This is a genomic window from Streptosporangium longisporum, from assembly GCF_039534895.1.
In the GTDB taxonomy this organism is placed as follows: domain Bacteria; phylum Actinomycetota; class Actinomycetes; order Streptosporangiales; family Streptosporangiaceae; genus Streptosporangium; species Streptosporangium longisporum.
Genome location: NZ_BAAAWD010000010.1, coordinates 222,183 through 243,956 on the forward strand (window position 1 = coordinate 222,183; position 21,774 = coordinate 243,956).

General features: G+C 74.0%; 24 protein-coding genes. 16 read left to right on the top strand and 8 right to left on the bottom strand.

Annotated elements, in window-relative coordinates; genetic code table 11:
- Positions 1–32: 32 nt before the first annotated feature.
- Positions 33–488, top strand: coding sequence for a MarR family winged helix-turn-helix transcriptional regulator (locus ABD832_RS19905; protein WP_344897424.1), 456 nt, complete (start codon positions 33–35; stop codon positions 486–488).
- An 81-nt stretch (positions 489–569) separates the two neighbouring features.
- Here ABD832_RS19905 and ABD832_RS19910 read toward each other — a convergent pair whose 3' ends face one another.
- Positions 570–1,367 carry a metallophosphoesterase gene (locus tag ABD832_RS19910; RefSeq protein WP_344897427.1) on the bottom strand — a complete coding sequence of 266 codons (798 nt, stop codon included), beginning with the start codon at positions 1,365–1,367 and terminating at the stop codon, positions 570–572.
- A gap of 70 nt (positions 1,368–1,437) precedes the next feature.
- Here ABD832_RS19910 and pdxR point away from each other — a divergent pair, with 70 nt between their 5' ends.
- The 10 genes from pdxR (at position 1,438) to ABD832_RS19960 (ending at position 12,641) form a co-directional block, all read left to right on the top strand.
- Positions 1,438–2,856 carry a MocR-like pyridoxine biosynthesis transcription factor PdxR gene (gene pdxR, locus ABD832_RS19915; protein ID WP_344897430.1) on the top strand — a complete coding sequence of 473 codons (1,419 nt, stop codon included), beginning with the start codon at positions 1,438–1,440 and terminating at the stop codon, positions 2,854–2,856.
- Between the two features lie 168 nt (positions 2,857–3,024).
- On the top strand, positions 3,025–3,210 hold the full coding sequence (locus ABD832_RS19920; protein WP_344897433.1) for a streptamidine-related RiPP repeat protein: 186 nt from the start codon (positions 3,025–3,027) through the stop codon (positions 3,208–3,210).
- 87 nt (positions 3,211–3,297) lie between these two features.
- A complete protein-coding gene (locus tag ABD832_RS19925) occupies positions 3,298–4,086 on the top strand; it encodes a hypothetical protein (RefSeq protein ID WP_344897436.1) in 789 nt (262 codons plus the stop codon).
- The gene (locus tag ABD832_RS19930; protein WP_344897439.1) at positions 4,083–5,579 is read left to right on the top strand and encodes a CocE/NonD family hydrolase; all 1,497 of its coding nucleotides are present in this window, start codon (positions 4,083–4,085) and stop codon (positions 5,577–5,579) included. The genes ABD832_RS19925 and ABD832_RS19930 overlap by 4 nt, the downstream gene beginning before the upstream one ends.
- Positions 5,580–5,738: 159 nt before the next feature.
- Positions 5,739–7,070: a YcaO-like family protein gene (locus ABD832_RS19935; RefSeq protein WP_344897442.1), complete on the top strand. Its 1,332-nt coding sequence runs from the start codon at positions 5,739–5,741 to the stop codon at positions 7,068–7,070.
- A 1-nt stretch (position 7,071) separates the two neighbouring features.
- Positions 7,072–8,364 (top strand): YcaO-like family protein, encoded by a 1,293-nt coding sequence (locus tag ABD832_RS19940; RefSeq protein WP_344897445.1) that lies wholly within the window; start codon positions 7,072–7,074, stop codon positions 8,362–8,364.
- Positions 8,365–8,465: 101 nt separating this feature from the next.
- Positions 8,466–9,503 carry a FecCD family ABC transporter permease gene (locus ABD832_RS19945; RefSeq protein WP_344897448.1) on the top strand — a complete coding sequence of 346 codons (1,038 nt, stop codon included), beginning with the start codon at positions 8,466–8,468 and terminating at the stop codon, positions 9,501–9,503.
- Entirely contained in the window at positions 9,503–10,270 is a 768-nt protein-coding gene (locus ABD832_RS19950; RefSeq protein WP_344897451.1) for an ABC transporter ATP-binding protein, read from the top strand. Before ABD832_RS19945 ends, ABD832_RS19950 begins: the two co-directional genes overlap by 1 nt.
- Complete coding sequence (locus tag ABD832_RS19955; protein ID WP_344897454.1) at positions 10,267–11,298, top strand: ABC transporter substrate-binding protein; 1,032 nt, start codon at positions 10,267–10,269, stop codon at positions 11,296–11,298. The genes ABD832_RS19950 and ABD832_RS19955 overlap by 4 nt, the downstream gene beginning before the upstream one ends.
- Positions 11,298–12,641 (top strand): MFS transporter, encoded by a 1,344-nt coding sequence (locus tag ABD832_RS19960; protein ID WP_344897457.1) that lies wholly within the window; start codon positions 11,298–11,300, stop codon positions 12,639–12,641. Before ABD832_RS19955 ends, ABD832_RS19960 begins: the two co-directional genes overlap by 1 nt.
- A 28-nt stretch (positions 12,642–12,669) precedes the next feature.
- On the opposite strand, the gene ABD832_RS19965 is transcribed toward ABD832_RS19960, so the two are convergent.
- On the bottom strand, positions 12,670–13,647 hold the full coding sequence (locus ABD832_RS19965) for a helix-turn-helix transcriptional regulator (RefSeq protein ID WP_344897460.1): 978 nt from the start codon (positions 13,645–13,647) through the stop codon (positions 12,670–12,672).
- Between the two features lie 123 nt (positions 13,648–13,770).
- On the opposite strand from ABD832_RS19965, the gene ABD832_RS19970 reads away from it, so the two are divergent.
- The gene (locus ABD832_RS19970) at positions 13,771–14,178 is read left to right on the top strand and encodes a VOC family protein (RefSeq protein ID WP_344897463.1); all 408 of its coding nucleotides are present in this window, start codon (positions 13,771–13,773) and stop codon (positions 14,176–14,178) included.
- Entirely contained in the window at positions 14,175–14,720 is a 546-nt protein-coding gene (locus ABD832_RS19975) for a YdeI/OmpD-associated family protein (RefSeq protein WP_344897466.1), read from the top strand. Before ABD832_RS19970 ends, ABD832_RS19975 begins: the two co-directional genes overlap by 4 nt.
- A gap of 113 nt (positions 14,721–14,833) precedes the next feature.
- Here the strand turns inward: ABD832_RS19975 and ABD832_RS19980 are convergent, their stop codons facing one another.
- The 6 genes from ABD832_RS19980 to ABD832_RS20005 all read right to left on the bottom strand — a co-directional run bounded on the left by ABD832_RS19980 (position 14,834) and on the right by ABD832_RS20005 (position 18,903).
- Positions 14,834–15,313: a nuclear transport factor 2 family protein gene (locus ABD832_RS19980; protein WP_344897469.1), complete on the bottom strand. Its 480-nt coding sequence runs from the start codon at positions 15,311–15,313 to the stop codon at positions 14,834–14,836.
- Positions 15,314–15,699: 386 nt separating this feature from the next.
- On the bottom strand, positions 15,700–16,074 hold the full coding sequence (locus tag ABD832_RS19985) for an STAS domain-containing protein (RefSeq protein ID WP_344897472.1): 375 nt from the start codon (positions 16,072–16,074) through the stop codon (positions 15,700–15,702).
- Positions 16,075–16,184: 110 nt separating this feature from the next.
- Positions 16,185–17,024: an SGNH/GDSL hydrolase family protein gene (locus tag ABD832_RS19990; protein ID WP_344897475.1), complete on the bottom strand. Its 840-nt coding sequence runs from the start codon at positions 17,022–17,024 to the stop codon at positions 16,185–16,187.
- A gap of 167 nt (positions 17,025–17,191) precedes the next feature.
- Positions 17,192–17,944, bottom strand: coding sequence for a hypothetical protein (locus tag ABD832_RS19995; protein ID WP_344897478.1), 753 nt, complete (start codon positions 17,942–17,944; stop codon positions 17,192–17,194).
- 45 nt (positions 17,945–17,989) lie between these two features.
- Positions 17,990–18,187 (bottom strand): hypothetical protein, encoded by a 198-nt coding sequence (locus tag ABD832_RS20000; protein ID WP_344897481.1) that lies wholly within the window; start codon positions 18,185–18,187, stop codon positions 17,990–17,992.
- A gap of 20 nt (positions 18,188–18,207) precedes the next feature.
- Complete coding sequence (locus tag ABD832_RS20005) at positions 18,208–18,903, bottom strand: TetR/AcrR family transcriptional regulator (RefSeq protein ID WP_344897484.1); 696 nt, start codon at positions 18,901–18,903, stop codon at positions 18,208–18,210.
- Between the two features lie 97 nt (positions 18,904–19,000).
- On the opposite strand from ABD832_RS20005, the gene ABD832_RS20010 reads away from it, so the two are divergent.
- From ABD832_RS20010 to ABD832_RS20020, 3 genes are all read left to right on the top strand, one after another.
- Positions 19,001–20,044, top strand: coding sequence for a glycoside hydrolase family 113 protein (locus ABD832_RS20010; RefSeq protein WP_344897487.1), 1,044 nt, complete (start codon positions 19,001–19,003; stop codon positions 20,042–20,044).
- Between the two features lie 268 nt (positions 20,045–20,312).
- A complete protein-coding gene (locus ABD832_RS20015; protein WP_344897490.1) occupies positions 20,313–20,732 on the top strand; it encodes a hypothetical protein in 420 nt (139 codons plus the stop codon).
- A gap of 147 nt (positions 20,733–20,879) precedes the next feature.
- Positions 20,880–21,413 (top strand): hypothetical protein, encoded by a 534-nt coding sequence (locus ABD832_RS20020; RefSeq protein ID WP_344897492.1) that lies wholly within the window; start codon positions 20,880–20,882, stop codon positions 21,411–21,413.
- Positions 21,414–21,774 lie beyond the last annotated feature (361 nt).

The following is a 21,774-nucleotide window of genomic DNA, read 5'->3' on the forward strand; positions in this document are numbered from 1 at the left end:
TGTTTGCTTGATGCACTTGCTACCATGGGGGCATGACCACCCCGGAGTCGCAGGCCGTCGCCGAACGAGAGCTCTGCGGCCTGGTGAACGGGCTGGCCCGGCGGATCGGGGATCACGTGCGCGAGCGCGCGGTCGCGCTGGGCCTCACCTCTGCCCAGGCGACCGCGCTCCGTGAGCTGACCGGGCCGATGACCATGACGGAGCTCGCCGAGCGCATGGGCTGCGAGCCGTCCAACGCCACCTTCGTCGCCGACAAGCTGGAGAAGCTGGGCCTGCTCGAACGCCGCCCGCACGCCACCGACCGCCGCGCCAAGCAGCTGGTCCTGACCCGGGAGGGCACCGCGCTGCGGGAGCGGCTCCTCGACCTCCTCGTCCGGGACTCCCCGCTGGCGGGCCTGACGCAGCAGGAGCAGGACGTCCTGCACGGCCTGCTCCACCGCGCCGTCACCGCCGCCACCTCGCCGTCACCCCCGGCCGACTCCCTCTGAGCCGCCGCCCCCTCTGAGCCGCCGACCGCCGCTGATCCGGCCTCCCGCGGCCCGCTCACCCGCGAGCGGGGGAGCCCTCGCTCACGCGGTGCCGTACGACCCCGGGGCCGTGCCGCCCGCGGGGGTGACGACGGACCGGTAGTGGGTGGTCAGCCGCCCCTCGTCGTCCAGGACGTGGAAGGCCAGCGCGGGCGGCCGGTCGAGATGGACGTGGTCGTCGGGGACGGCGGACCGGCGCTCCCAGGGGAGGCGGACGGTGGAGACCAGCCCCGGCGCCACCAGCAGCGGCCGTCCGGCGAAGGTGGTCGCCGCCGCGGTGTGGGCGTGCCCGCACAGGAAGGCCACCAGGTTGGGGTGACGCTCCGCGATCGCGGCGAGCCTCTCGGCCCCGAACTGGCGGATGGCGTCGATGAAGGGGATCTGCAGCCGGGCCGGCGGGTGGTGGAAGCCGACCAGCACGGGAACCTCCGCCGGGGTGCCGGCCAGGGTGTCCTCCAGCCACGCCAGCGTCTCCTCCTCCAGGAAGCCCTCGTCCTTCCCGGGGATCGAGGAGTCGCACAGGACGATGACGGCACCGGACGTCCGGTGCACCTGGTTGATCGGCTCCTCCGTCCCCGGCCGGCCGAGCAGGTGCCGCCGGAACGCGGCGCGCTCGTCGTGGTTGCCGGGACAGATCAGCAGCGGATGCCGGGAGGTGAACAACCGGCGCGCCCGCTCGTACTCGGCCGGCAGGGCGTGGTCGGCGATGTCGCCGGTGACCAGGACGGCGTCCAGGTCGTAGGGGAGATCCTCCAGGTGGTCCATGACGGTCTTGACGCGCTCGACGCTGCGCCGGCCGTCGTCGATGTGGGGGTCGCTGAGATGGGCGATCACGATCACTGCGGGTTCCCTTCGTTCTGGCTCACCACGACCGTAGAGGACCACCGGACCAGGATTAAGATCCGGTCTCATGCCGAAACACTGGTCCGGTTCCCGGCTCGACCTGCACATCTCCCTGGACACGGCGGGCGGGCGGCGCTCCGGCCTGGAGTCCGCCCTGCGGACGGCGATCCGCGAGGGACGGCTGGCCGCCGGGACGCTCCTGCCCTCCACCCGCGGGCTGGCACGGGAGCTCGGCCTCTCGCGGGGCACCGTCAGCGCCGCCTACGACCAGCTCGTCGAGGAGGGCTACCTGACCACGCGGCCGGGATCGGGCACCAGCGTGGCCGCCGTCCCGGGCGGCACCCGGGAGCCCGCGCACCACGTGCCCGCGCCCGCCGCCCCCCGCCACGACCTCCGCCCCGGCCTGCCGGACGTCAGCGCCTTCCCCGTCCGGGCCTGGCTCGCCTCCACCCGCCGGGTGCTCGCCCGCGCCCGTCCCGAGGTCTTCGGCGCCGGGGACCCGCAGGGACGGATCGAGCTGCGCGCCGCGCTCGCCGGCTACCTGGGCCGCACCCGCGGCGTGATCACCACCCCCGACCGGATCGTCGTCACCTCCGGCTACCACCAGGGCCTGGGCCTGCTCTGCGGCGTGCTGGTCGCGGGCGGCGCCCGTACCGCGGCCGTGGAGGACCCAAGCCACGACGTCTTCCGCGACGTCGTCCGGCGGGCCGGGTTCACCGTCCGGGCCCTGCCCGTCGACGCCCACGGCGCCCGCACGCAGGAGCTGACCCACCGCGACGCGGCGGCGTTCCTCACGCCCGCGCACCAGTACCCGACCGGCGTCCCGCTGCGTCCCGGCCGCCGTCAGGCACTGTGCGCGTGGGCGCGCTCCACGGGCGGCCTGATCGTCGAGGACGACTACGACGGCGAGTACCGCTACGACCGTCAGCCCGTCGGCGCACTGCAGGGCGTCGCCCCCGACCAGGTCGTGTACTGCGGCACCGTGTCCAAGACCCTCGGCCCCGCCCTCCGCCTGGCCTGGATGGTCCTGCCGCCCCACCTGGTGGAGCCGGTGACGCGGGCCAAGCGGCACGCCGACCAGTACACCGAGACCCTGGGCCAGCTCGTCCTGGCCGATCTGATCACCACCCACGCCTACGACCGTCACATCCGCGCCGCCCGCCTGCGCTACCGCCGCCGCCGAGAGCTCCTCCTCGGCAGGGTCGCCACCGTCCCGGGCCTGGTCGCCCACGGCGTCCCGGCCGGACTGCACACGCTGGTCACCCTCCCGCCCGGCGCCCCCGCCGAGGACGACCTGCTGGCCCGGTGCGACCGCCGGGGCCTGGCCGTACGCGGCCTGACCGAGCTCCACCACGACCCCGACGGCCGCCCGCAGGGGCTGCTGGTCGGTTTCGCCGCCCCGTCCGAGCGCGCCTACCCGGCCGCCCTCGACGCCCTGTTCGCGGTCCTGGCCGACCGGGACGCCCCCGCGCGGCCCGGGGTGTGAGGGGCGCGAGCCGGAGCACGTGTCGCTGCCGTCCTCGGTGCGGGACGGACCGCACTCCATGACGTATGCGCGCATTCGTCCGTGAGACACCACTTGCGGGGAGTCGGATGATCTGGTTTGGTTACTCCCGAAAACGACAACCGTTTTCACTGTCGATCGGAGAATTCCATGACCTTCGGCTTCGAGGAACTGGCCCCCGCGACCGCGCTGCCGGCCCTGCAGGGCCCGGGCACCAACGCCCTGGTCCACACCCCGTTCGCGTTCGAGGAACTGGCGGCCGAGGCCGCGCTGCCGGCCCTGCAGGGTCCGGGCACCAACGCCCTGGTGCACTCCCCGTTCGCCTGGAACTCCTAGTTCCGCCAGGGCGGCCCGTCCCCGGACGGGCCGCCCGCCCTCCGCCCCGCCGAGAAGACCGAGCGAGAAAGCCGAGAAAGAGGACCGATGGAGCTGATCGCCCCCGGCCACCACCTGTACACCGGGCCCGACGGCACCTGGCGGTCATGCGACCCGCAGGAGCGGTTCGCCCGGCTGTCCGGCCCCGCGGACCTGCTGGAGCGCATGCGCGACCAGGCGTACGCGGGCGGGGCCGACCCGGAGCTGGAGCCGCTGGCCGCGGTCCTGCGCGAGCGGGGCGTGCTCACCTCCGCCCGCCGCGAGCCCGTCCGGCGGATCACGGTGCGCGTCACGGGGGAGGGGCCGGTCGCGGCGGAGACCGCGCGACTGTTCGAGGCGGTCCCGGACGTGGCCGTCGTGCGGCACGAGCCCACCGAGACCGGGAGCGGGACCGGGACCGGGAGCGAGGCCGACGTCGTCGTCGCCTGCGCGGGCTGGCTCACCGACGAGCGCTGGCGGCGGCTCGACGCGAGCGGGACGGTCTGGCACCGCTGCCACGTCGAGGGCACCCGGCTGGTGCTGGGACCGATGACCGTACCGGGGGCGACCGCCTCCTACCGCGACCTGCGGGGACGCAGGCTCGCCGCGTCCCCGCTGCCCGACGAGCTCGCCGCGCTGTGGGCCCGGCTCGACGACGGCGCGGCCGGGAAGGTCCCGCTGCCGCCGCTGCGCTGGCCGAACGCCGGAGCGGTCTGCCTGGCCGCCGGGCTCCTGGTCAACGACGTGCTGACGTGGCGCGACACCGGCCTGCCCGCGACCGGCTCGTTCCAGCTCGTGGTCGACCCGGCCACCGGGACGGTCGACCGGCACCCGGTCCTGCCGCTGCCGGTCGCATGAGCGCCTTCAACCTGCGGGTCCCGGGCTGGGACGGCACGCCCCTGGCGGTCGACGTCCAGCTCCCCGACCCCTCGCTGTGGCCCGTCCCCGCGGTGGTGACGCGCACCCCCTACGGGCGCTCCCACCACCTCGCCGAGGGCCGGGGCTGGACGCGGCGGGGATTCGCGTACGTCGTTCAGGACGTCCGGGGACGCCACGACTCCGACGGCGTCTGGGAGTGCTACCGCAACGAACGCGGCGACGGCGCCGCCCTGGCGGACTGGGCGCTGTCGCGGGAGTGGAGCGACGGACGGCTCATCGGCTACGGCGGCTCCTACAGCGGCTTCACCGCGTGGGCCCTGGCGGCCGAACGCCCCGATTCCGTGCCCGTGGTGGTGAGCATGGGACCGTCCATGGCCCTGCACCGCACGAAGTTCGAGGACGGCGTGCTGCGGCTGGCCGAGCACGCGGCCTGGTGGCTCGACCGCGCCGACTCCCGGACCGGCCGCGACGGCCTCGCCTCCCTGCTGCTGGGCGCCGACCCCGGCGTGCTGTCCCACCTGCCGGTGACCGGACTGCCCGAGCGGCTCGGGGTCCGCCTGCCGGGCTGGGCCGGGGTCGTCCGCCGCGGCCCGGACCACCGGCCCGAGGAGGAGATCACCGAGAGCGAACTCGCGGGCCTTCCCGTCTCGGGGATGCACATCGGCGGCTGGTACGACCTGCTCGTCGACGAGACCCTGCTGCACTGGCGCACCGTGGGAACCGGACGCGCTCCCCGGCCACCGCAGTGGCTCGTCGTCGGGCCGTGGGGACACGACCTGGCCTTCACCGGCAGGACCCGCTACGGCGACCGCGAGCACGGGCCCGTCTCCTCGCTCGATCTGGGCGCCCTGCAGGTCGAGTGGATCCGCGCCTGCCTGGACGGCACCGCCCGGGCCGGGGAGCTGGTCCTCCCGGTCGGCGCGGACACCTGGCGTCCCTGGCCGCGGGCGGAGGGCGAGACGGTGCTGCACGCCCACCCCGCCGGGACCCTCCGCGACACCCCGCCGGACGGGCCCGCGGGCTCGTTCCGCCACGACCCGGACGACCCGTGTCCCTCCCTGGCCCCCGGCACCGACCGGCGCGGCCTCGACGCGCGCGCCGACGTGCTGCGCTTCACTGCGACGCCGCTCACCACCGGGACCACCCTCACGGGCGCGCACGTCGACCTGGAGGTCGGCGCGTCCGCCGGTGACGCCGACTGGATCGTCCGGCTGGTGGAGCGAACGGCCACCGGGCAGGTCTTCGAGCTCGCCCGGGGACGCGCCGCGGGGTCCGGCCGCTGTGTGCTGAGCCCGTTCGCCGCGGTGCCGGCATCCGGCTCCCGGCTGCGGCTGGAGATCGGCGGCGGCGACTTCCCCCGGCTGGCCCGCTCCCTGGGGACGGGCGCCGACCGGTACACCACGACGGCGACCGCGCCCGTCCGCCAGACCGTCCACGCGGCACGCCTGTCCCTGAGGCACGCCTGTCCCTGAGGCACGCCTGTCCCTGAGACGCGCCCGCTTGTGAGACGCGCCTGTCCCGAAGACCGCACCTCCCCGATGACCACTCGCCCTCGCAGACCGCCCGACCTCGCAGACCACTCGTCCCCGAAGACCGCCCGACCTCGCAGACCGCGTGACCCTGGAGACCGCATGACCCGCCCAGAAGACCTGCTGGTCGATCCGCGCACCGGCGTACTGACCGCACTGGAACCGCAGGCCCGGCGCCCGGGACTGCCCCGCTGGTGGACCGGTTACGGCTCGGCCGTCGCCGACACCCGCCGGTTCGCGGGATGGCGGGCCGACCGGCACGGGTTCGGCGCGTCGATCGGCGACCCGGCGCGGGCCCGCGGCGCGGCGCTGGGCGAGGCCGTCGAACGCTACTGCGGCAACGCGATCCCGTCCGGGCTGCGGGTGTCGTCGTGGTACGCGCTGGACGAGGCGGCGCTCGACCCGGAGACGATCCCGCTGTACTCCGCCGCCCAGTACGCCGAGCCGGGCTTCCCGTTCGTCCCGCTGACCCGGGACCTGGAGATCGCCTGGACGCCCGCCACCGACCTGCGGACCGGCGAGGAGGTGCTCGTCCCCGCCTCGATGGTCTGGCTCGACTACTTCCACGGGCCACGGGCCGCGCAGCCGCCCACGCACTCCCTGCTGTACTCCGGGATCGCCGCGGGGCCCTGCCCGGCCCGCGCGCGGCAGGCCGCGCTGGAGGAGCTGTTCGAACGGGACGCCACCACGATCTGGTGGGCCTCCGGCGCGCCGGCGCGGGCGGTCGCCGATCCGGAACGGGTGACCTCGCTGCTCGGCGGCGACGGACCGGCCGCGCGGATCCTGGTGATCCCCTCGCCGTTCGGGGTCCCGGTGATGGCGGCGTTCCTGGAGGACGACGACGGGATCGTCGCGTTCGGCAGCGCCTGCCGGTCGACCCCGGCCGAGGCCGCGGCGAAGGCCCTGGTCGAGGCCTACGGGCTGTACTCCCTGACGCTCCAGCTCGCCGACCCGGACGGCGAGGTCTGGCGGGCGGTCGCCACGGGAGCCCTGGAGGCGCACGTGTTCCGCCCGTTCCGGGCCGACCGGACCTACCGGGACGCCTTCCGCGCCGACTTCCGCGACCTGACCGACCTGCCGGCGATCGCCCAGCTCTACCTCGACCCCCGGATGCGGGGCGAGCCCCTGGACCGCCTGCGGGCCGCCCCCGGTCCCGCGCTGGACGACCTGCCGGCCGCCGATCCGCAAGGGTACCTGGACCGGCTGTCGGAGGCGGGCCTCACCGCCTACTGCGCGGACCTGACCACGCCCGACGTCGCCGCGGCCGGGCTGAGCGTGGTGCGGGTCCTGGTCCCCGGCCTGGTCGGCAACGCCCCGCCCGCCTTCCCCCTGCGCGGGGGGTCGCGCCTGTACGAGGTGCCGCGCCTGCTGGGCCTCACCGAGAACGTCCTGACCGAGGACGACCTGGTCGTCACCCCTCTTCCCCTGGCCTGACATGTACCCTCTCCTGCTCGACGCGCGCACCGGGATCGTCCGCGACCTGGTCCACACCCGCGTCCCCGGCCACCTGCCCGAGTCGTTCTCGATGGTCACGGCCGTCCTGTCGGACACCACCCGGTTCAGCCCCTGGCCGTCGGACTCCGCCGGTGCCGGGTACGCCTTCGCCGACCCGCGGGCCGCCCTGGGCGCGGCGCTGGGCGAGGCCGCCGAACGCTACTGCGGCAACCTCGTGCCCGCCGGGCTGCGCACCGGCTCCCACCGCGAGCTCGGCCCGCTCGCGCTCGACCCGCGCACCCTGGCCCTGTACTCCCCGGAGCAGTACGCCACACCGGGGTTCCCCCTGGCCGAGTTCACTCCCGACCTTCCCGTGGAGTGGACGCCCGCTTCCGACCTGGTCACCGGCGAGGAGGTGCTCGTCCCGGCCGGGCTGGTGTGGGTCTCCTACTTCTCGGCCGACGTCGCCACGCCCACGCCGCGCACCAACCCGGTCGTGCAGGCCGGTCTCGCCGCCGGGCCGAGCGGGGCGTACGCCGCCTGGGGCGCCCTGTGCGAGCTCGCCGAGCGCGACGCCATGACGCTCGCCTGGCACGGGCGCGCCGGGCTCCGCCTCCTGGAGGCGCCCGCGTGGCTGGGCGTCCTCGCGGAGGGGCCGCGCCGGAGGTTGCACGTCCGGTTCCTGGAGTTCCCCTCCGCCACGGGCCTGCGTGTGGTCGGCGCGCTGGTCCGCGACCGGGAGACCGGATACCTCAGCCTCGGCATGGGGGTGCGCGCCGACGCCGGGGAGGCGATGGTCAAGGCGTACGGGGAGGCGTTGCAGCTGCAGCTGTTCGTCGCGGGACTGGACGACCCGGACGGCCCGTACTGCCGGGTCGCGGCCGATCCGCGCAGCCCGCTCAAACCGTGGCGGGCCGACCGCGCCTACGGCTCCTCCTACCGCGACGATCTCGCCGACGTCGTCGACCACGGCTGCCACCTGCAGCTCTTCCTCGACCCCGCGGTCCAGGAGCGCTTCGAGGACGAGCTCGCCGAGGCGCTCACCGAAGGCGCCCCGCCCGAGCGCGTCCGGCCGCCCGGGAGCGTGGCCGACCTCGCGGCCCGGCTCGGCACGCGGGTGCTGTGCGCCGACGTCACCACGCCCGACGTCGCCTCGGCGGGGGTGCGCGTGGTCCGCGTCATCGCCCCCGGCCTGTACTCCAACACCGCGGCCGGACTGCCCTTCCTGGGCGGGAGCCGGCTCGCGGCCCGTCTCGGCGGACGCCCGCGCCGTGCCCTGCCCCTTCCGCACTGACCTCGCCGCCTTCCGCACCGACCTCCCCGAACCCATCTCACCGTCTCTCCGACCTCCGCCTCACGATCTCACCGGCCTCCCGGAAGAACCGAAAGACTCCCGTGACCTCCTCGCACCTGATCTCCGGACGCCGCTACCCGCTGCTGGTGGCGCTCCTGCTCGGCGCCGTACCCCTGGTGCTCGTCGCGGCCGTCACCCACGGGGCGGTCGACCTGCCGGTCCGGGACGTGTGGCGGGTGATCGGCGCGCACCTGACGACCGGGCACCGGCCTGCCGACGTCAGCGGCATCGACGACGCGATCATCTGGGGCTCCCGCACGCCCCGGACCGTGCTCGCCCTCGTCGCCGGAGCCGGGCTCGCCGTCGCCGGGGCCGTCCTGCAGGCCGTCGTGCGCAACCCCCTGGCCGATCCCTACGTCCTCGGGGTCAGCTCCGGGGCCTCCCTCGCGGCCGTCGCGGTCATCACCCTGGGCGGCGTCGCCGGGCTGGGGGTGGCCGGGGCCGCGTTCCTCGGGGCCTGCGTCACGCTCGGGCTCGTCCTGCTGCTCGGCAGCCGCCGCGGCACCCTCACCCCGACCCGGCTGGTGCTGGCCGGGGTGGCCCTGTCGTACCTGCTGCAGGGTGCGACCAGCTACCTGCAGCTCCGCGCCCAGCCCGAGGAGCTCGCCGGGATCCTGTTCTGGCTGCTCGGCTCGGTCTCCGGGGCGGGCTGGGACGACCTGGCCGTGCCGTGCGCGGTCGTGTCCGCCTGCACGCTCTGGCTGCTGACACAGGGACGGCGGCTGAACGCGCTGCTCCTGGGGGACGAGACCGCCGCCTTCCTGGGCGTGAACGTCCACCGGTTCCGGCCGGCGCTGCTGGTGGTGGCGGCGCTGCTGACCGCGTCCGTCATCTCCGTCGCGGGGGGCGTCGGCTTCGTCGGGCTGATCGTCCCGCACGCCGTCAGACTCCTGGTGGGCTCCGACCACCGGCTCACCCTGCCCCTGGTGGCACTGGCCGGCGGGCTGTTCCTGGTCGCCGCCGACCTCGCCGCCCGGACGCTGTCCCCGCCGCTGGAACTGCCGCTCGGCGTCCTGACCGCCGTCCTGGGCACCCCCTTCTTCCTGTGGCTGCTGCGGCGCGAGACGGCGGTGGCGTGATGCGCGTCGACCTGGCGGGCCTGTCCATCCCCGTCGGCGGGGTGTCCGGCGTCGACCTGCACGTCGAGCCGGGTGAGCTGGTCGGCCTCATCGGCCCCAACGGGTCCGGCAAGTCCACCCTGCTGCGCTCGGTCTACCGGGCGCTGCGTCCCGGCGACGGAACGGTCCGGGTCGGCGGCGACGACGTGTGGCGTACCCTGTCGGCCCGCCGGTCCGCGCGGCGCGTCGCGGTCGTCGCGCAGCACTCCGCCGAGGGGTTCGACCTCACCGTCGCCGAGATCGTCGCCACCGGCCGTACCCCGCACCGGGCCGCGCCCGCCGCCGACCGGGAGATCGTCGCCCGGGCGCTGGAGCGTGTGGGCCTGACCGGGACGGCCCACCGCCTGTACGCCACCCTGTCGGGCGGGGAGAGGCAGCGCACCCTGCTGGCCCGCGCGCTCGCGCAGCAGGGAGGCGTCCTGATCCTGGACGAGCCGACGAACCACCTCGACATCGCCGCCCAGCTCGACCTGCTCGAACTGGTCCGCTCCCTGGGCGTCACCACGCTCGCGGCGCTGCACGAGCTCAACCTCGCGGCGGCCTACTGCGACCGCGTCTACGTGCTGGCCGCCGGGCGCGTCGTCGCCTGCGGCCCGCCCGCGCGGGTGCTGACGCCCTCGCTGCTGGGCGAGGTCTTCGGCGTCCGTGCCCACCTCGGGGTCAACCCCCTCACCGGCCGCCCGGCCCTGACCTTCGCCCCCCTCGACACCACCGGAGATCCCCGATGAAGACCCGTTCCCTCGTTCCCGTTCTCGCCGTCGCCGCCGTGCTCCTGCCGGTCGCGGCCTGCGGCGGACAGGCGGAGAGCGCCCCCGCCGTCACCGCCTTCGCCGCCGCTCCCGGCGCCACCGCGACCGTCGCCCCGCAGGAGGGGCAGGCCTCCTACCCCGCGCAGGTCACCAACTGCGGGCGTACCGTCAGGGTCGAGCGGGCGCCCGAGCGCATCGTGTCGTTCTTCCCGTCCAACACCGAGATGCTGCTCGCCCTGGGGCTCAAGGACCGCGTCGCCGGTCACGGGTGGGCCGGCCAGTCCCCGCCCAAGCCCGCCTACGCCGCCGACTACGCCTCGGTGAAGGTGCTCGCCGAGGGGGAGGTCTCGCGGGAGTCGCTGCTGGCCGCCCGCCCGGACTTCATCCTGGCCGACGGCGAGTACAACTTCGACGGCACGAAGCTCCCCACGATCAAGGAGCTGGAGGAGCTCGGCGTCCCGGTCTACGTCAGCGCCGCCTTCTGCCCCGACACCACCGGCACCGCCACCCTCGCCGACACCGGCCGCGACCTCGACGCGCTCGGCGTCCTGCTGGGGATCCCCGCCCGCACCGCCGAGGCCGGGGCGGGCGTGCGGAAGGCGCTCGACGACGTCCGCACGCGCCTGGCCGGGCGCGAGCCCGTCCGCCTCGCGATGGTCCAGCTCTTCGACAGGCAGCTCTACGCCCTGGCCGGTGGCCTGTACTCCGACATCGTCCGCACCGCGGGCGGGGAGAACCTCCTGGACGGCTCGGTGCCCGAGGGCAAGAACTTCGACACCGTCTCGGTCGAGACCGTCGCCAAGGCCGACCCGCACACGATCGTCTTCCACTACGTCGACGACAAGGACCGCGCGGCCGCCCAGGCCTGGATCCGCGAGCACCTCGGCCAGACCGACGCGGTCAGGAACGGCCGCCTCGTCGCCACCCCGGCCGCCGACTACTCCGGGCTGCGCTCCGTCGACGGCACCGTGACGCTGGCGCGTGCCCTGCACCCGGCCGCCTTCTGATGCGGCTGTACCTCCTCGCGCGGACCGTCTCGTGGATCGGGTCGTCGATCACGCTCGTGGCGCTGCCGATCCTGCTGTACCAGCGGACCGGCAGCGCCGCCCTCAGCGGCCTGCTCACGGCCCTGGAGGCGATCCCGTACCTGCTGTTCGGGCTCCCGGCGGGGGCGCTGGCCGACCGCTGGGACCGGCGGCGGACCCTCACCCTCACGAGCTGGACGAGCGCCGCCCTGATCGCAAGCGTCCCCGCCGCCTCGGCGCTGGAGGTGCTCACCACCGCGCACCTGTTCCTGGTCGCGGGGGCCACGGCGACGGCGTTCGTGTTCTTCGACGCCGCGGCCTTCGGCGCGCTGCCCGCCCTGGTGGGACGCGAGGGCGTCGCCCGCGCGACGAGCACCCTGATGACGGCCGGGACCCTGGTCACGCTGATCGGGCCCGCGGTGGCGGGCGTGCTCGTCGCCGCGGTGGGCGCGCCCGCGGCGATGGGCGCCGACGCCCTCAGCTACGCCGTCGCGGCGGTCCTGCTGGCCCGGCTGGCCCTGCCTCCCACGGTCCGCCCGGGCCGGGCCCGCGAAGAACCGCGCGATCCTTCCGGCCGAACGGACGGGGACCCGGGCGATCCTTCCGAGCGGGCCGCGAAGGAGCCGCGCGATCCTTCCGGACGGGCTGCCGGGGACCAGCGCGATCCTTCCGGGCGGGTCTCCGGGGACCTGCGCGGGGAGATCCGCGAAGGGGTGCGGTTCATCCGGTCGCATCGCCTGATCGGGTCGCTCACCTTCCTCGGCGTCGGCAACAGTCTCGCCGAGGGAGCGGTGATCGGCCTGCTCGTCGTGGTCGCCGTGGAACAGTTCGGGCTGCCCGTACAGGACGCCAGGATCGGCCTGCTGTTCGCCGCGGCCGCCGTCGGGGCCATGGCCGCAGGTCTCGCGGTGCCGTGGCTGCGCCGCCGCGTGCCCACCCCGGTGATCTCCCTCGTCGCCCTGACCGCCGTCGGGCTGCTGCTGCTCGCCTGGGCGTTCACCGGGCACTTCCCGCTCGGTCTGGTCGTGCTGGCCCTGTGGCAGGGTGCCAACACGCTCGTCAGCCTCAACGGGATCGTCGAACGCCAGGAGCAGACCCCCGACCACCTCCAGGGACGCGTCAACACCACCGCCCGCATGATCGCCTGGGGTGGGCAGCCCGCCGGGGCCGCCCTCGCCGGGGTTCTCGCGGACCTGACCTCCCCGCGCGCCGCCCTGGTGACCGTCGCCGTGACCGTCCTGCTCACGCTGACCCTGCCCCCCGCCCGTACCCTGCTCGGGCTCGCCCGCCGGACCGGCGTGACACGGGCGGGGAGCGGGCCGTGAGCGCCGCGGACGACGGCACGTTCCGGGTCTACGCCCGGTCCGTACCGGCGAACGCGCCGATGGCCCGTCCGGCGCGTTCGGTGATCGCGCGGAGATGACCGGCCAGTTCCGGGGGGTCGAGGAGGGTGTAGTCGACCGGCAGGAGCATCACGCGGTAGGCCAGGTGCCGCGGTGAGTCGGGGTGGGTGAGCAGCAGGCACGAGTCGTCGTCGACCGCCTCCAGGACCCCCTGCCAGGCGGGGACGCTCTCGGCGGCCCGTTCGAGGGGCACGTGCAGCAGCAGCCGGGCCCGGACGTCGCGGGGCGGCATCTGCCGGGTCACCCAGGTCTCGGTGTCGACGCCGCCGGGCAGCTCGCGCGCCGGGACGCGGACACCGGTGCGGTGCAGCTCGCCCATCCGGTCCACCCGGAAGGAACGCCACCCGGCCCGGTGCTCGTCGTAGGCGACCAGGTACCACAGGCGCTCCGAGACCACCAGCCGGTGCGGCTCCACCAGGCGCCGGGTCGCCTCGCCGTGCGGCCTGGTGTAGGCGAAACGGACCTTCTCGTGCGTCACGCAGGCGGCGGCCAGCGCGGCCAGGACGCCGGCGTCGGCGGCCGGGCCGTCCCGCGGGGGCAGGACGACGGCCGCCCCCGACAGCGCCGCCACCCGGGGACGCAGCCGTGCCGGGAGGACCTGCTCCAGCTTGGCCAGGGCACGGAGCGAGGTGTCCTCGATGCCGCTGACGGCCGCGGTGGCCGCGGCGCGCAGGCCGATGGCGACGGCGACCGCCTCCTCGTCGTCGAGCAGCAGCGGAGGCATGGCCGTTCCCGAGGTCAGCCGGTACCCGCCGACGTTGCCCTGGGTGGCGTGCACCGGGTAGCCGAGCTCGCGCAGCCGGTCGACGTCGCGCCGGATCGTCCGGGAGGTGACGCCCAGGCGGTCGGCGAGCTCGGCACCCGGCCACTCGCGCGGGGTCTGCAGAAGGGACAGCAGCCGCAGCAGCCGGCCGGAGGGATCGCGCATGCCCCCATCCTGCCATCCCTAATAGGACGTTCAATGACCTGTTGCCCTCCTAGAGTCATGGACATCGACTCGGACCACGGCAGCCGGATCCCCGGCAGCCCCCCGGCAGCGAAGGAGAAGCGCATGTTGCGAGGACTCGCCACCGTCACCCTCTGGGCGGACGACCTGGAGGCGGCGAAGGCGTGGTACGCCGACCTGCTGGGCGTCGAGCCGTACTTCGAGCGTCCTGGGAACGGGCTGCCGGCCGCCTACTACGAGTTCCGGATCGGCGACCACCAGGCCGAGCTCGGCATCATCGACCGGCGTTACGCCCCGCCGGCCGCCCCCGCCGCGCCGGGAGGCGCGATCACCCACTGGCACGTCGACGACGTCCAGGGCTCGCTGGACCGGCTGCTCGCCATGGGGGCCACCCTCCACACGCCGCTCACCGAGCACGGCCCCGGTTTCGTCGCCGCGTCGGTGGCCGACCCGTTCGGCAACGTGCTGGGCGTCATGTACAACAGCCACTACCTGGAGATGCTGGGCCGATGATGCACTTCGAGGACGCCGCGGCGTGGGAGGCGTGGCTGGCCGCCCACCACGAGAGCGGCGACGGCGCCTGGCTGAGGATCGCGAAGAAGGGGTCGGCCGCCACGTCGGTCACGATCACGCAGGCGCTGGAGGTCGCGCTGTGCTACGGCTGGATCGACAGCCACCGCAGGGCCCATGACGAGGACTTCTACCTGCAGCGGTACTCGCGCCGCCGCAGGGGCGGCGCCTGGTCGCGGGTGAACGTCGAGCGCGTGGAGGCGCTGACCGCAGCCGGGCGGATGCGCCCGCCCGGCCTGGCCGAGGTCGCCGCGGCCCGGGCGGACGGCCGATGGGAGGCCGCCTACACCGCCCAGCGCGACGCCGTCGTCCCCGCCGACCTGGCCGGTGCGCTGGCGGCCCACCCCCGCGCCGCCGCCCGCTTCGACGCGCTGGGCAGGACCGGCCGCTACCGGCTGATCCTGCCGCTGCTGAAGGCCAGGACCCCGGCCGGACGCGCGGCCCGCCTGGACGGGGCGATCTCCACCCTGCTGGAGGACCGCTGATCGTCCACCGCGACGTCTTTCGTGCCCGCATGTACGGCTTCGTCGAGGTCGCCGGGGCGGCGGGTTCCACCACACGATGACGGGAAGGCGGCCGCCGGGCCGCGGCGACGCCGTCAGCGCAGGGGGATGCCGGTCCGGTCGCCGGTGGGCCGGGGGCCGTGGATGCGCCTCTGGTCCTCGGTGATGGGGACGTCGTTGATGCTGGCCTCCCGGCGGCTCATGTAGCCGAGGGCGTCGAACTCCCACTGCTCGTTGCCGTAGCTGCGCCACCACTGGCCGGTCGCGTCATGCCATTCGTACTGGAACCGGACGGCGATGCGGTCGTCGCCGAACGCCCAGAGCTCCTTGCGCAGGGCGTAGTCGAGCTCGCGCTCCCACTTGTCGGTGAGGAACGCCTCGATCCGGTCGCGGCCGGTGAGGAAGGCCGAGCGGTTGCGCCAGGTGCTGTCGGGCGTGTAGGCGGCGGCGACGCGCCGGGGGTCGCGGCTGTTCCAGGCGTCCTCCGCGGCCTGCACCTTGTCCCGTGCGGTGTCGGCGGTGAAGGGCGGCAGCGGATGGCGCGGGGGTTCGGCGTCGTGGTGGCCGGTGCTCATGTGGGGCTCCCGATGGGTCGGTGTGGTGACGGCCGGGCCCGCGGGCCGGGATCGGCGCTCGTGGACGTCCGGCAGGCCCGGCCGCCGTCGTCGCGTCACCGTGGAGCCGGAGCCGGAGCCGGGACCGGCACCCGTGCCGGCGCGATTTTCGATCGGAGGATCCGCGGTTCCGGACGCCCGGCGGGCGTACCCGGACGCACCTAACCGTCATAATTGATTTCGTCGGTAACGACGCTACGACGACGGCATCTAACCTGTCAAACCGGGAAAGGGAGTAAGGCCGGTGCGTGTCGCGGGACGGGACGCCGTCGGGAGCGTCCGGGGAGGGGGCCTCGACGATCGGTGAGGGCAGGTGCGCGTCCCCGGTCTCGGCGGGGACGGGTCCTCTACGCCGTCGGGAGCAGGCCGGTGACGGCCTCGTCGACGCTGTCGCGCAGCGCGAAGTGGGGCAGCAGGCCGGTGCGGAGCAGCAGGTGCCGCAACCCGGGAGGCAGGCCCACGAACACCAGTCGGCCGGTGGCGGTGGCGAGGACCCGGTGGTGGGTGTTGGCCAGCACCGCCAGCGCGGTGGAGTCGTAGAAGGTCAGCCCGGAGACCTCCATCACCAGGCGGGGACCCGGGCTCAGCTCCCAGACCGCCTCCACGTGGTCGACGAGCGCGGGCCCGGTGATGAAGTCCAGGTGCCCGCCGATCTCCAGGACGCTGCAGTGACCGTGATGGGTCACCCGTACCCGCAACTCCTGGCGGTGCCGCTCGTTCACCCGGGTCCTCCTCTGTCGCGTCGGCGCCGCTGGCGCCCCCGCGATACCCCGATGAAGCGCGGAAATGCCCCCGGCCGCGAACGAGCCCTCGGCCGGGGGCGGATCCTCGGCTACAGGTCCGACGCCGTCGCCATGAGGGGCTGGTAGGTCACCTCGGCGAGGGCCCGCTGCCCGCTGGTGTTGGGGTGGAAGTAGTCCCAGGTGCTGAGCTGGCCGAGCGTGAAGGGGTAGGAGAAGACGGCGCCGCCGTCGTAGCGGCAGGTGCTGTACTCCGCGCAGACCCGGGCCAGCACGTCGTTGAACTCGACGACCCGCTGCCTGACCCGGTCACGGCGCGCCTCGTCCTCCGCGGACGTCGAGCGGGGGGAGGCCAGCATCGACCGGCAGATGTTGAAGGCGCTCCACGCCGTGCGCGCCGAGGAGCTGTCCTTGCCGACCGACCACAGGCGCTTGAGGTCGGGGATGCTGGCGACGAACACCGACGCCTGCGGGATCCCGGCCGCCAGCTCCTGCATCGCCGCCCGGAAGCGGCTCTCGAAGTCGGTCACCGAGGTCATCGACGACTCCGAGGAGGTGCACGCGTCGTTGGCGCCCATCAGGATCGTCACGTAGTCGACGCCCCGGGAGGCCGCGGTCCTCGCCTGCCCGGCCAGGTCGGCGATCTTCGCGCCCGACCGGGCGTCGTTGTAGGCGACCAGGTCGGGGTTCTGCGTCCTGATCCGGTTGCGGTGGCTGTCGACCGAGGTGCTCGACCCCGTCGACCACGACCGGCTGGTGCAGTCGGCGAACCAGCCGCAGGCGTTGAACCCGCGGGTGATCGAGTCGCCCAGCCCGGACATGGAGCCGGGCGGCGCGACGGTGGCCGAGGTCGCCGGGGTGGTCGGGACCACGGCCCAGCCGAGGGCGGCGAGCAGGATGAGGGCGATCTGGAGGGCATGGCGTCTAGACAAGGGACCTACCTCTGTCCGGGGGGGTGTGCCGGGTGCTGAGCCGATCATGAATCGCTTCGCGCCCGCCGTACATAGGGGGAACAGAAACCTTACGCTCAGGTCAAGTCCGCTGTCAGGCGGTGAAGGAAGACCGCGGACGGGTTTCCTTGATCTGCCAGGCCCGCGGCTCAGGAGCAGGAGCGGACCGCATCGTCCCAGGCGCCGGGGCTGCTGAAGTGGTTCTCGTGTCCCGCGGCGAGTACGTGGCGCAGTTCGGCACGATGCCGGGTGTTCGCGGGAAGCTCCAGCCGGTCGAGGAGGGCCAGTGCGGCGGCGGGTTCGAGGTCGCCGTAGACGTCGTGGAAGCTCGCCCGAAGACCGCGGAAGAGGGATGGATGCAGGGCGGGAAGCCGCACGACGGTGCGGTACGCCGGCTCCTTCACCGTCCAGCGCACCGGGCCCGAACACTCCAGAACCCGGCGGGCTCGGCGGAGCAGGGGTTCCGATCGCTCCGCCACCACCCGGTCGACGTCATTACCGAGGACCTCGTCGAAGGCCGTCGCGGAAGTGGTGTGGTCCTCGAACCAGTCCACCCACAGCGAGTAGGTGACGGCCTCGGCGTCCCGGTCCGCCTCCAGCCGCTGACGATAGCCGTCCCACAGGGCGTCGGCCGGCAGGGGGCCGTCCGCACTCCCGTTCGCGAACCGGATCTCGCACGTGACCCAGTATTCGTCCAGGAGGTCCAGCAGCCCGAAGGCCAGCCGCACCCGGTCGGCCGCGTCCAGGTCCTCGGCGAACACGTCGCCGGCCCAGGAGTGCGCCACCTGGTTGGCGGTGAGCAGCACGTCCGGCCTCTCGTCGCTCACCCACCCGTCGCGCACCCGGCGGACGCCCCGAGCGGCCAGCCAGCGCCGTGCCGCCTCCAGGGCCTGCATCTCCATCCGGGAAGTATGACAAGCCCCGCACGATCCGGACGAGACGGCGGCCTAGTCGCGGAACGACCCATCCGTCCGGCGCAGGTGACGGCTCAGCAGGTGCCTGCAGGTCGGGCAGTGCCGCATGAACCCGCGCTTCACCACGAAGCCGACGCCCACGGTGCCCAGGTAGAGGAGGCCGACCATCCATCGCTGCCCCACGCGGACGACGGCGGGGTTGGTGCACGTCTTGCAGTCTCGACAGGTCACATCACCACTCTGATCGACGATCACTCTTCCCGCGCGCCGATCCGCGGGTCCGGTTCCGGCCGGGGAGCGTCGGCCGGGCCGGGGTCGCGGGCGGCGGGGTCGTCTCGGCCCGCCCGGCGCCGTACCAGGGGCAGGTACACCTCGTCGACGATCTCGACGAGGACGTCGTCGGACACGGTGGGGACCCCGCGTACGACGAACTCGTTGCGCAGCAGGACGATCGCCACGGTGGCGACCCGCGGATGGAGCGCCTCGGGAGCCGCTTCGCCCCGCGCGACCGCGCGCTCCAGGATGGTCAGCCAGGGGGCGGCCGCGGCGTCGCCGGACCGTTCCTGCAGCTGCGCCAGGAGCTCGGACGTGCCCCCGGCCGCGGAGAGCAGCTCGCGCAGGATCACGCCGAGGGGAGAGCTCCAGTGGCGGTTCGCCCGGCGCAGCCACTCCAGGACGTCACCGCGCAGATCGCCGGTGTCGGGAGGGGAGACCGTCGTGGTCAGCCGCCGGTAGGCGGCGATGCCCAGCGAGAGGCGGTTCGGCCAGCGGCGGTAGATGGCGTTCTTGTTGGTGCCGGCGCGGGCGGCGACCCCGTCCATGGTCAGCCCGGCGTATCCGGCCTCGGTCAGCTCCTCCGCCGCGGCGCGCAGGATCGCCTCCTCCAGGGCGGCTCCGCGTCGCCGTGTCCGCCCGGCGCCCGGCCGTCCCGTCGGATCCTCTGTCATGGCCCTTCCCGTGCTCGCCGCCGATCATGTCCTCCCATTCTGGTTGCCGTGCCCGCGTGCCCGCACATAAGGTACGCCAAGTACCTTAAATGTTCTCGTGGGAAGAAGGCACGACATGCGGGCCAAGGGCATCAGCTACGACACCGGCTTCGCCTGCAGGGGGGTGCTCGGCCACCCGTCCTTCGACCCGGAGGTGGCCGGGCGCGAGCTGCGCGTCATCCGTGACGACCTGCACTGCACCGCGGTCCGCGTCATGGGGGGCGACCCGGAACGGATGGAGATCGTGGCCTCGCACGCCGCCGACCTCGGCCTGGAGGTGTGGTTCTCCCCCTACCCCCTGGAGCTGACCGAGGAGGAGACACTGTCGCTGTTCGCCGACTGCGCCGTGCGCGCGGAACGGATCAGGCGGCGGGGCGCCGAGGTCGTGTTCGTCACCGGCGCCGAGCTCAGCCTGATGAACAGGGGGTTCCTGCCCGGCGACGACATCGACGAGCGGGTCGAGTCGCTGACCGGGTCGGACCGCCTGCCGGAGCGGGTCGGCGAGGTCTCCGCGGCCGTCAACGACTTCCTCGGCAGGGCCGTCGCGCTCGTCCGCGAGCACTTCGGCGGCAGGGTGACCTACGCGTCCGTCCCGCTCGAACGGGTCGACTGGGCCCCCTTCGACATCATGTCCTTCGATCTCTACCGCTCGGCCGAGATCGCCGGTCACTTCGCCGAGGGCGTGGCCGGCCTCGTCGCGCAGGGGAAGCCGGTCGCGATCACCGAGTTCGGCTCGGCCACCTACCGGGGCGCGGGCGACAGGGGCGCCCGCGGCCTGGAGGTCGTCGAGTACGAGAAGGAGACCCGCGCGCCGCTGCGGCTGAAGGGGGAGTACGCCCGCGACGAGGCCGGTCAGGCCGCGTACCTGCGCGAGTTGCTGGAGGTCTTCGAGGCCGGGGGCGTCGACGGCGCCTTCGTGTTCACCTTCGCGCTCCCCGACCACCCGCACCGCCCCGGGGGCGACCCCCGCGACGACCTGGACCTGGCGAGCTACGGCATCGTCAGGTTCTACGAGGACCGCCTCGGGACCACCTACCCGGACATGCCGTGGGAGCCCAAGGCCGCGTTCGCCGCCGTCGCCGACCACTACCGGAGGCACTGAGACGACAAGGGCCGCGGAGCGGTGAGACCGCGGGCCCGGCGCGTTCCGTATGGCATGCCGGACGGAATCACAAACGCCGCCGAATTCATTTTCCAGCGCTTTGACGCGTAAATCACCTGATTCCATACGGGCCCCGGACGCGGTAAGACCTTTACCCGGCCGCCGTGGACCGCACGCGCTTGTCCGCCGGGACGTGCCGGATACGATCGCATGGATTCAGCGCTTTCCTCGAATCATTCACGAGGTGCGCGGGAAAAAGGAGAATCACATGTTCGGTAGGAGCAGGATCATCGCGTTCGTCTGCGCCGGTGCGGCGATCGGTCTCGCCACGGGGGCCGCCTGGACGGGAGGCGCGAGCGCGAACACCCCGGTCCCGGCCAAGGCCGCGACCCCGTACGCGCAGGCGGCCGCCGTGATCAACGCCGACGGCAGCATCAATCGCGCCAAGGGGATCAGGGCGGTCACGAAGCCCGCCGTCGGGCAGTACTGCGTCGAACTGGAGGACAAGGACCTGGACATCACGAAACTCGTTCCTTCGGCCACCCTGCAGTACACGTCCTTCGAGTACGGAATTCGTGTCTCGATGTGGCCGCACCCGGCCTGCGGAACGCAGAAGGACACCTTCCACGTCATCACCGGAATGCCCAACAAGTGGGAGGACCGGGCATTCTCGATCGTCATCATGTGATCCGCCGCCGTTTCACGGCCGGCGCGTGCCGTCCCCTCGTGGCGACGCCGGCCGTCGTACGGACCGGGACCCGGAACCCGGGAGCGGGAGCGGCGGGACGGCCGGGACGGTCGGTGACATGACGCCGCTTTCGGGTACGGGGCGGTCATGATGAAACACGCGTTGTGGCAGGGACTGGTCGCCGGGGCGGCCGGTGTCGCGGTGATGACACTGGGGGAGAAGGTGGAGCAGCGGCTGACCGGCCGCCCCGACTCCCACGTTCCGGCACGGGTCCTGGAACGGCTGACCGATATGGCCGAGCGGCCCGGACGCCAGCCCGAGCCGGTGAACTGGGCCATGCACGCCGGGCAGGGGATCCTGCTGGGCGTGCTGCGTTCGGTGATGTCCCACGCCGGGCTGCGCGGGCCGTGGTCCTCGGCGAAGTTCACGGTGGTCCGGATCACCAACGACCAGATCCTGGAGAACGCCACCGGGGTAGGCGCGCCTCCCGAGACCTGGCCCCGTCGCGAGCTGGTGGTCGACCTGCTGCACAAGACGGTGTACGCCTTCGCCACCGGGGTCGTGGCCGACCTGCTGGCCGCCCGCTCCGGGCCGGGCCCGGGGCAGCGGCACGCCGCGATGCGACCGGGCCGGCACGCCGGGGTCGGTCCGCTGCCGAGGGAGAAGGCCTACGGCCGCTGAACGATGACCGGCCCGGGGCGGTCGCCCGGTGGGGCATGATCCCGCTTGGGAATCTACATTGTAAAGGCACTGGAACGATCGAAGACCGATGAGCGGGTCGTGCCGCACCGGGGATGGGCCGGCCACCGGGGGCGGGACACGGACGGCGCGCTCCGCTTGTCGTCGCGCGCGACTGAAGCCTCGTCGCGCGCGACCGGGGCTGGTGGCCGCCTGGGCCTCCTCCCGTCCGGGCGCCCCGTGACCGGGAGGGGCGAGGAGGCCTCACCGGCCAGGATGGCCTGGGAGGACACGGTCGCGCTTCCCTCATGATCGGCGCGTCGTTCCCGGGGTGCCGGTGAATCCACCGCCCGGCCGCCATTCA